Below are 8,535 nucleotides of genomic sequence, written 5' to 3'. Positions count from 1 at the left end.
GCCCTACGTTGTATACGCCGGCAGCACCCGCGGCTGCGCCGGCATTGGCTCCCGCTCCTGCGCCAGCCGCAGCGCCGGCCCCTGCTCCTGCACTGCCTGCGCCTCCACCGATCCCCGCGCCGCCAGCTCCGCCAACAGCAAATTTCTCAGGAGTCAGAATGTTCAGGCTGTTCAAGACCGTATCTTGGTCCGTCGGAATGGCAAAATGAATATATTTTTCTTCCTTCGCTTCCAGCGTGATGGTTCCTTGCTCTACCTGGCTGCCGGAAAATACCTTCCCCGCCGCCTTGCCGTCTACGGCGAAAACTGGAATCGTCTCACGTTGGTTCGAAGGGTTATAAGCAAGCAATTGTACGACATATACGGTACCCTTGTCCGTAGACTCCTTATTGATCGCCGCCGGAGTATATTGAACCGGCGAGGTTAAGGTTGGGATTGTAAAGGAATCGGACCATTTCTTAATCGCACTCGGATCGGTAATCGGCGTATCGCCGCCCTTCCAAGTCTCCCCCGTAATTGGCGCCGCCACGACCAGCGTCTCCTTCTTTGGATAAACGTAATAATCGACATCGGTCCAATTCACTTGGGCCAGACTTACGGTATCGGTGCGGTCGATGACGGTCATATAGCTGAGCTCCGTGTTCGCTTTCGGCTGAATGGATTTCACATTCGAAGCGCTTGGCTGCAGCGTATATTCGACGCCTTCGCTTGTCTTCACCCGCAGTTCATAGTCCGGCACCCGCGTCGAGGTAGTACCGTTATTTTTCATTCGAATCACGACACCGAGTCGGGTGCCGTCCTGAATTCGCTCGTTTAATACGCCCTTGACTTCCACATCGAGAAGGTCGGTCAGTTTATAGGTTACGACAGCTTGCGCCGCAGGCTCGCTTCCCGCAGGCTCTGCTGCCAGAGCGGAGTAACCTGTGCTCATAATCGAGGCGGTAATAACGACGGATGCTACGGTTTTTTTCATCTTGTTGTTCACTTGGTTTTCCTCCTGTTCAGGTCCGCTGAGGGTTACTTGGCCAGCTGGACTTTCTCTTTGTCTTTCAATTGGTTCTGACCCGAAATGATGAGCTGTTCTCCCTCTTTGAGACCGGACAGCACTTCTTGGATCGTTTCGTTCAAACGGCCTAAAGCCACTTTGCGTTTCTCCGCCGTATCGCCTACGAGTACGAAAGCGAACGTGTCTCCGCCTTCACGTACGATAGCCGTGCTAGGCACGGTAACAACCATCTGATCGGCTTCTTCCGTCACGAGAATCTGGGCCTTCATGCCAGGCCTAAGCTTACGCTCAGCGTTAGGGTACTCAAGCTCCAACGTGTAAGACTTGGAATTGGCGCTCATCACGTCAGCTAAATAGCTGACTTTGGCTTTCGTCTTTTCCAGCGTGCCTGGGACGTAAAATGTCAGCTCCTGCTTGCCGCGCACCAAATTGGCCGTCTCCTCGGTCAGCTCCGCCCGGATTTTGATCGGATCGAGCTGCTGCACTTTCCCGGCTTGGAAACCGCCGTTCAAAGACATGCCCACTTCAATCGGCAGATCGGTTAAGACACCGCTAACCGTCGCTTTCACTTCCATATTTTCGAGCGTCCGGTCGGCTTCGCGAATCGAAAGATTCGACGATTGCAGCGCTTGCTCCAACGGAGCCAAGGAGTTCGTCGATTCCAGCGTCTTCTGCTTGTTTCGGTTGTTTTCCAGTTCGAGTTTGAGATTGTTAAGCTGCGTTTCCATTTGCTCAAGCTGGAATTTTGTAACTAAGCCCAGATCGTAATCATTACGCATTTTGTTATAGTTCTTTTCGGTCTCCTTAATGGAATCTTCCAGCTTCTTGATTCCATTCTTCATTTCCTGCTTGCTGTTGGCCAATTCTTGTCTGGATTTTTCCAACTGCTGTTGACTGCTGGAAACGTCAATCTGCGCTTTTTCCTTTTTAAGCTTCACATCCGTCGGGTCCATGCGGAAAATCACATCGCCTTTTTCCACCATATCGCCGCGCTTCTTCAATACTTCCATGACGTCTCCGCCTACCTTGGTCACCACGTCAATCTGGATGGAAGAAATAACGTCGGCTACCTGCTCCTGCGGATCGCCGATCCTTTGCTTCTCGATTTTCGTGACTTTAACCGTCTTGAGCTGGGGCTCAGACGCGTTGGCAGCCGTCGGTGCGGCTTGCGGCTGGGCGCCGCAGCCGGCGAGGAGCGCCGTCGAAATAACGACGGCCCCCATCACTTTGGTACTTTGCTTGAAAGATTTTGACATGATCGGATTCATGGGCTGATTCTCCTTTTTCCCTTATAGAACTCTCTATCTATCTGAATGAAATGCTTTCTTAAGCATTCGTCACCGGCGTCGACTTGGATTCCGATGTCTTTCTGTTGAACAAGCGGCCGAGACGGGACTTGGTATTGTGAATAATTTCGTATACGACCGGTACAACGACCAGCGTGAGCAAAGTGGAAGTGGTCAATCCGCCGATAACGACTACAGCCAAGCCTTTGGAAATAAGCGCCCCTTTAGAGAACCCAAGAGCCAGCGGCAGCAGGGCAATAATGGTAGCCCCCGCCGTCATGATAATCGGACGAAGCCGGGATAAACCGCCCTCCAAAAGCGCTTCGCGTACGGACTGTCCCGCCTCCTGCAGCTGCTGCACGCGATCGATAAGCACGATCGCATTGGTAACCACGACACCGATCAGCATCAAGAACCCGATCAATGAGGTAAGGTTGAGCGATTCGCCGCTGACGAGCAAGCCAAGCAAACCTCCGATTGCCGCAAGCGGCAGAGAGAACAAGATTGCAAACGGCGCACTCGCATTTCCGAAAGCCAGAACCATGATCAGATAAACAATAAAGATGGAGACGGCCATGGCCACGAACATTTGCATGAAGTTTTTCTGGATATCGTCGGATACCCCTTTGACTTCAGGACGAACTCCCGACGGAAGCTCCACGGTTTTCAGCATTTCGGCCGCTTTGGCGCTAACGCCGCCCTTGTCCCTGGATTCGATCGTTGCCGTTACCGTTACGTATTGGACCTGCTGATCCCGGGTAATCGATGCCGGAGCCTCGATTTGACGAACCTTCGCTACTTCGTTCAGCTTGACGGTTGTCCCTGTAGGAGTCTTGATCAGGAAGTTTCCGATTTTGTCAATGGAATCCTTGAAGCTCTTGTCCAGCATGATCTTGGTGGAGAAGGTCGTATTGTCAAATTTCAGATCTCCGATCTTTTCCTCTCTCAACCAAGAATTCACGGTTTCGACGATTTGTCCGGAAGACAAATTGTAAAGTCTGGCTTTATTTTGATCTACGGCGATTTCCACTTCGTTCTTCGATTCGCTCAAGCTGTCTTTTACATCTTTGAACTCCGGAATTTCCTTGAGCTTATCCTTCACCATTTTGGCTCCCTGCGTGAGCAGATTCAGGTCGTCGCCTTTAAGCATATAGGAGAAGTCTCCTCCGCCTCCAGGTCCGCCGCCGCTTAGCAGCATACCGTTTACCTCAGAGCCTTTGGGAAGCAGGTACAATATTTTTTCCTTGGTTTCATTCAGCAGCTTCTTGGCGTTCGTTCCCTGCGATGCCGCGCCAATCAACTGGCTTTCGTAGTCTATGCGATTGTCCGTAGAACCGCCGCCTACATAGGACTGCATGTATTCGAAAGCGGGTTCTCCCGCCTCGTTTTTCGTCTCGCGAATCATCGCTTCGATCTCTTTCATTTTCAAGTCGTTGGATGCAAGCGAAGTTTCCCGAGGCATTTTGATCATAATAAACATTTGTTTATCCGAATCGCTGGAAGGCATGAACTCCACAGCCAGGAACGGAACCGAACCAACGATAGCCACAACAAAAACCAGCATGGAAAGCAGCATCGTTTTAATACGGTTGTTAAGCGACCATTTCAGCACTTTCAAATATCCGCCGGACACTTTGCCGACTTGCGTTTCGTCATGAACCTTAATATTTTTGGAACGCAGCACAAGCAGTTTGGCAAGCATCGGAATCACGGTCACGGCCACCAGCAGCGAAGACAACAACGCAGCGGAAAGCGTGACGGCGAACGGACGGAACAAATCCCCGAGCTCTCCCCCGACAAAGGCGATTGGAGCAAATACCCCGACGGTTGTAAGCGTGGAGGACGTAATCGCCGAAGCCACTTGCGCGGTCGCTTTCTTAATGACCGATTCTCCGCGTTCGTGAACTTTTACGAGCTCGCTGTAAATATTTTCGATTACGACGATACTGTCGTCCACGACACGCCCGATTGCGATCGTAATCCCGCCCAGCGTCATGATGTTGAGCGATATATCGAGCGGAGCCATGATGAGCAGCGTGATCAACAACGATAACGGGATAGAGACTAAAACGATGATGGTCATCCGAACATTTCTAAGGAAGAGCAGGATCATAATAGAAGCAAGCAGGGCGCCGAGCGCTCCTTCCTTAACCATGCCGTTAATCGAATCCTTAATCATGCTCGATGTAGCAAAAAGCACCTTAAACGTAATGTTTGGGAATTCCTGTTTCCACTTGGCCATCAAAGCGTCTGCTTCCGCAGCCAATTGTACGTCGTTAGAGTTCTTCGTTTTGTAGATCGTTACACCAATCGCCGGCTTGCCGTCGAGACGCGAAATGAATCTGGACTCGGAAATCGCTTCAACCTTGGCGATGTCTTTCAGAAGAAGCGTTTGTCCTCCCGGCGCCGTAATCTTCATGTTTTCCAAGCTGTAAATCGTATTGAGATCGCTCTTAACGCGTACCATCTGAGTGTTCCCGCTGAAGTCGACTAATCCGGCTGGGCTTGTCATAATGGCAGTTTGAATGCTTTGAGACACCTGTGCCGGTGTCAGCCCGTAGCTGCTGATTGCGTTGCCGTTCATTCTTAAGGTCAGAACCGCTTCTTTATTGCCGACCCCTTCGACGCGGTCAACGCCCTTGATGGCTGCAAAACCCGGCTGGACGATATCCTTGTAGATTTTATCCAGCTCCTGCTGGCTCATGTTGTTCTCGCCGTACACCGAGAGGTAGTAAATGGCGCTCGCTTCGGCGCTGGAGGTCTGAACCTTCGGTTTTTCCGCGCCTTGGGGCAGCTTTACGTTTGCAAGCAAGCCTTCGGCGTCCCTTCTGGCATCCTCGATCTTCTTCCCTTGCTGCAATTCAACGGTAACCATGGAGAAGTTATCGCTGGAGGTAGACTTTAAAGATTTGATGCCGTCTAGTCCCGCCACCGCTTTCTCGACAGGCTTGGTCACCAGCTCCAAAACATCCTTAGGAGGAGCCGTGTACTGGGTGGTAATATTGAATTTCGTTTGCGTAGTACTCGGTATGAGTTCCATTTTCAAGATGGAAGCCGCATAGGTACCGCCGCCAAACAACATCAGCACAATAATGATTACTGCGGCGATGTTCTTCATCGAAAAATTTGTTAATGAATTCATCTCTCTACTCCTCCATTACGATTGCTGACTACTTAGACGAGGCGTTTCCGGTTACCCCTTCATTTTCCATAAATCTTTTTTCAGTATAGCTTGGTTCGTTAACCGCTGTAAGGTGAAAAAAGTCATAATATAAAAAAATCCGGGCGTCCCGTCTTTCGTCTATCTATTTACAACTGCTCTCTTAATCGGACCCACTCCTCTTCGATCCCCTCCAATCGTGATAAAAACATCCGGTACATCGCGGAAACTTCCGCAAATCTTCGCTTGGATACCTCGAAGGATTCTTTTTCCGCCTCATCAATCTGAGACATTCCTTTGAGGGTGAACAACAGTTCTTCGCACTGCTTGGTAATCGATTCGATTCTTTGCTTGCTGGCCCGCATGCTAATCAACGTAAAATCGTCGGCTATGTAATAGTAGTCTTTGCGGTCGCTTCTCATCGGAATTTTTTGGCACATGGAGTACTTCTCCAACGCACGGACTTGGACACTGACGGCGGCTTTCGTTACGCCAAGCTGATCGGCAATTTCCTGCAGGCTGACCGGCTTGGACGCAAACAAAAGCAGGCCGAATATTTTACCGACAAGCGGACTGAATCCCTCCAATTCAAAAGTCCGGGACATGTGCTGGGTGACCGTCCATTTATATTCACCAAACGAGAGATGCGGTTTACTCATTATCTTCTCCTTATTAATATTGAATTAACATCGTTAAGAATGTTGTTAACGTTAATAACATAAATCGTCTTGAAAAACCTGTCAATACCCCCAATGAACATTTAACCAATTTATCATAGAAGTTACTGAGTTCCCAGCAAAAAACCGCTTCTGCACAGTTTTACGCAACTGATGCAGAAACGGTTTCGTTTAATCAAAAAAAAGTGAAAATATTATTCTGTAGTAATAAACCACTCGACCTCTTTAGTAGCGATCAGCTTCTTTTGTCCTTGGAACGAGTCGTAAAGGTTAAGCTTGAATTTTTTTACATAGCTGACTTCAAAAATCAGATTTTTATCGTCAGCTTGCAATTCCAAGTCCTTATGTTTTCCGATGACGATCTTGTCCTTCGGATCAAGCTTACCGCTGGTCGTACCTTGTTTATCAGGCGACCCGCCGTCGAAGTCTTTGAAATCAAACTCTTTGTTAAATTTAATTTTTCGGTCAGCGTCATCAAGCTCAAGAATCAGTTTGCGCCCTTCCATGTTCGTGTTCAACATTAAATCTTTGGTAAGCTCGTAGTCCATCTTGAGCTTTACGCCTTGTTGATCGATTATGGAGCGAATATTACTAAACGACAACTGGTACGGTACGAGATCTATATTTTTGAAGTCCTTCTTGACCGTAAAATCTTCTTGCGGTAGCCAGTACGCCGCAGCGTTAACATAAGCATCCGGTTTTTTATCCGCTTCGGTCAATTTTCCTTCAGTTACGGCTTCACCGATAATCACGCTCGTGCCGGAGGTCGGAAACCCTTTATCAATATTGGTAGAAAGCAGGAGAAGCGCCTTCCCATCCGGACTGATTTTCGATTTAACCTCTGAAATGGCCGCCGGATAATATCTTCCTTGGGCTGTCTTGAAATAGCCTACCAGCTTCGAGATGTCGGATGCTCTTGTTTCCAAATTGCCTACTTCGAGAAGAGCGGTAAACGTATCGGCCGTTTCCCCTGCATATGTCGTGACGGAGCGTACCTTGTAGCTTACGCTCCGGCCTACATTGGTCACTTTATGCGTTTCGCCGAAGTTATTATAAGGAATATTCATCAGCTCCGAGCGGTGTACGAATTCGAGCAAATCGTTCGCCGCCGTCTGTTGGTCTGTCTTCCCGTCGCTGCTGCCGCTGCCCGTTTTCTCTTGCAGCACAAGCTTGACCTTGCCGAATTGCGACGTGTAAGGAATTTTGCCGATAAACTGGAATTGAGCTTCCGCATTCGGGGCCAAGCCGATGACATTGTCTGTCCGAACCAGCTTCGCTTCCACCTTCACGTTGTCGTCCAGCTTGAAGTACCCTGTCAGATCCGGAATCGGAAGCGCTTCGGGACCTTTATTGGAAAGCGTAAACCCTGCGGTCAAAATATCCTGGTCCTCCCAAGGCAGCCGTTGGACCGTATTCAGTTGAGCCGTGTAGGTACCTGATTTGTTCGTGAAGCTGAAGGCTTTGCCCGTGTCCACCCCGTCCGTATCCGATACGGCCGGTAAAGCGAAGAAAGCGATCGGCAGATTGAGCTTCAAATCCTGTGCGTTCTGAACGATCACGAGCTGCCAGCCTTCCGTTGAAACGGAGACCGGAACGGAGCCCGTAAGATCGATATCTTTGTTCGTTTGCGGATTGAGGGTCAAATCTTTTACCGCCTTGGCATCAAGCGGATACATATACCCTTCGCTTGTGCGAAGCAAATATTGATATCCGGGCACCGCTACGCTCTTCGAGCCCACGTTCTCCAGATTAAGGACGACGGTCGGAGTGTAATTCTTCTCGTTCTTGCTCATCAATACTTTTTTGATGGTGCCTTTGACAGGATTGCTTGCCATTTGAATCGTATGTGCTTTACCGGCCGGCGTAACGACGGAATAGTCGTCAGGAACGCTCACATCTCCGATTTTCCGAACAAAATCCGCCTCCGGCATGCTGAAGTCCCATTTGATAATTTCAAAAATAAGATCCTTCAGGTCCGTCGATTCGTTTACCGTTGCGTAAAAGCTGATGTCTTGGCTCGATTTGGCCGGAATGCGGTTTTTATCCTTGTCCTGCGGCAGGACGCGAACGGAAATTTGGTTGCCGGTTTTCGTCCTTAGCCGCGGCCAGTAGTCGATGAACTGCAGGTCGGTCGTCCCTCCGTTGTGGACCCCTACGGTGAATGTCACGGTTTTGTTGCCTTGCTCCGGCAATCGGACAGGTCGCTCTTAACGCGACCAGCTATTTCGAGCTTAAAAATGTGGTCATGATGCCGGAGCAAGGCAACAAAACCGTGACATTCACCGTAGGGGTCCACAACGGAGGGACGACCGACCTGCAGTTCATCGACTACTGGCCGCGGCTAAGGACGAAAACCGGCAACCAACTTTCCGTTCGCGTCCTGCCGCAGGACAAGGATAAAAACCG

At 49.8% G+C, this 8,535-nt stretch carries 4 protein-coding genes and 2 pseudogenes; 1 reads left to right on the top strand and 5 read right to left on the bottom strand.

Annotation, left to right across the window (positions count from 1 at the left end):
* From QJ48_RS37010 to QJ48_RS21055, 5 genes and pseudogenes are all read right to left on the bottom strand, one after another.
* Positions 1-985, bottom strand: a pseudogene (locus tag QJ48_RS37010) (hypothetical protein); the annotation flags it as partial.
* Between the two features lie 32 nt (positions 986-1,017).
* Positions 1,018-2,274, bottom strand: a complete 1,257-nt coding sequence (locus tag QJ48_RS21070; protein ID WP_054975475.1) for an efflux RND transporter periplasmic adaptor subunit — start codon at positions 2,272-2,274, stop codon at positions 1,018-1,020.
* Between the two features lie 58 nt (positions 2,275-2,332).
* The gene (locus tag QJ48_RS21065) at positions 2,333-5,434 is read right to left on the bottom strand and encodes an efflux RND transporter permease subunit (RefSeq protein WP_054975474.1); all 3,102 of its coding nucleotides are present in this window, start codon (positions 5,432-5,434) and stop codon (positions 2,333-2,335) included.
* Between the two features lie 167 nt (positions 5,435-5,601).
* A complete protein-coding gene (locus tag QJ48_RS21060; RefSeq protein ID WP_054975473.1) occupies positions 5,602-6,111 on the bottom strand; it encodes a GbsR/MarR family transcriptional regulator in 510 nt (169 codons plus the stop codon).
* Between the two features lie 212 nt (positions 6,112-6,323).
* Complete coding sequence (locus QJ48_RS21055) at positions 6,324-8,297, bottom strand: hypothetical protein (RefSeq protein WP_237762997.1); 1,974 nt, start codon at positions 8,295-8,297, stop codon at positions 6,324-6,326.
* Here QJ48_RS21055 and QJ48_RS36100 point away from each other — a divergent pair.
* A pseudogene (locus QJ48_RS36100) lies at positions 8,291-8,535 on the top strand (hypothetical protein); the annotation flags it as partial. The gene QJ48_RS21055 and the pseudogene QJ48_RS36100 overlap by 7 nt on opposite strands.

The sequence above is a fragment of the Paenibacillus sp. A3 genome (assembly GCF_001399685.1).
GTDB lineage: Bacteria > Bacillota > Bacilli > Paenibacillales > NBRC-103111 > Paenibacillus_G.
Note: the sequence above shows the minus strand (reverse complement) of the source record. Positions and strands in the feature narration are given on the sequence as shown.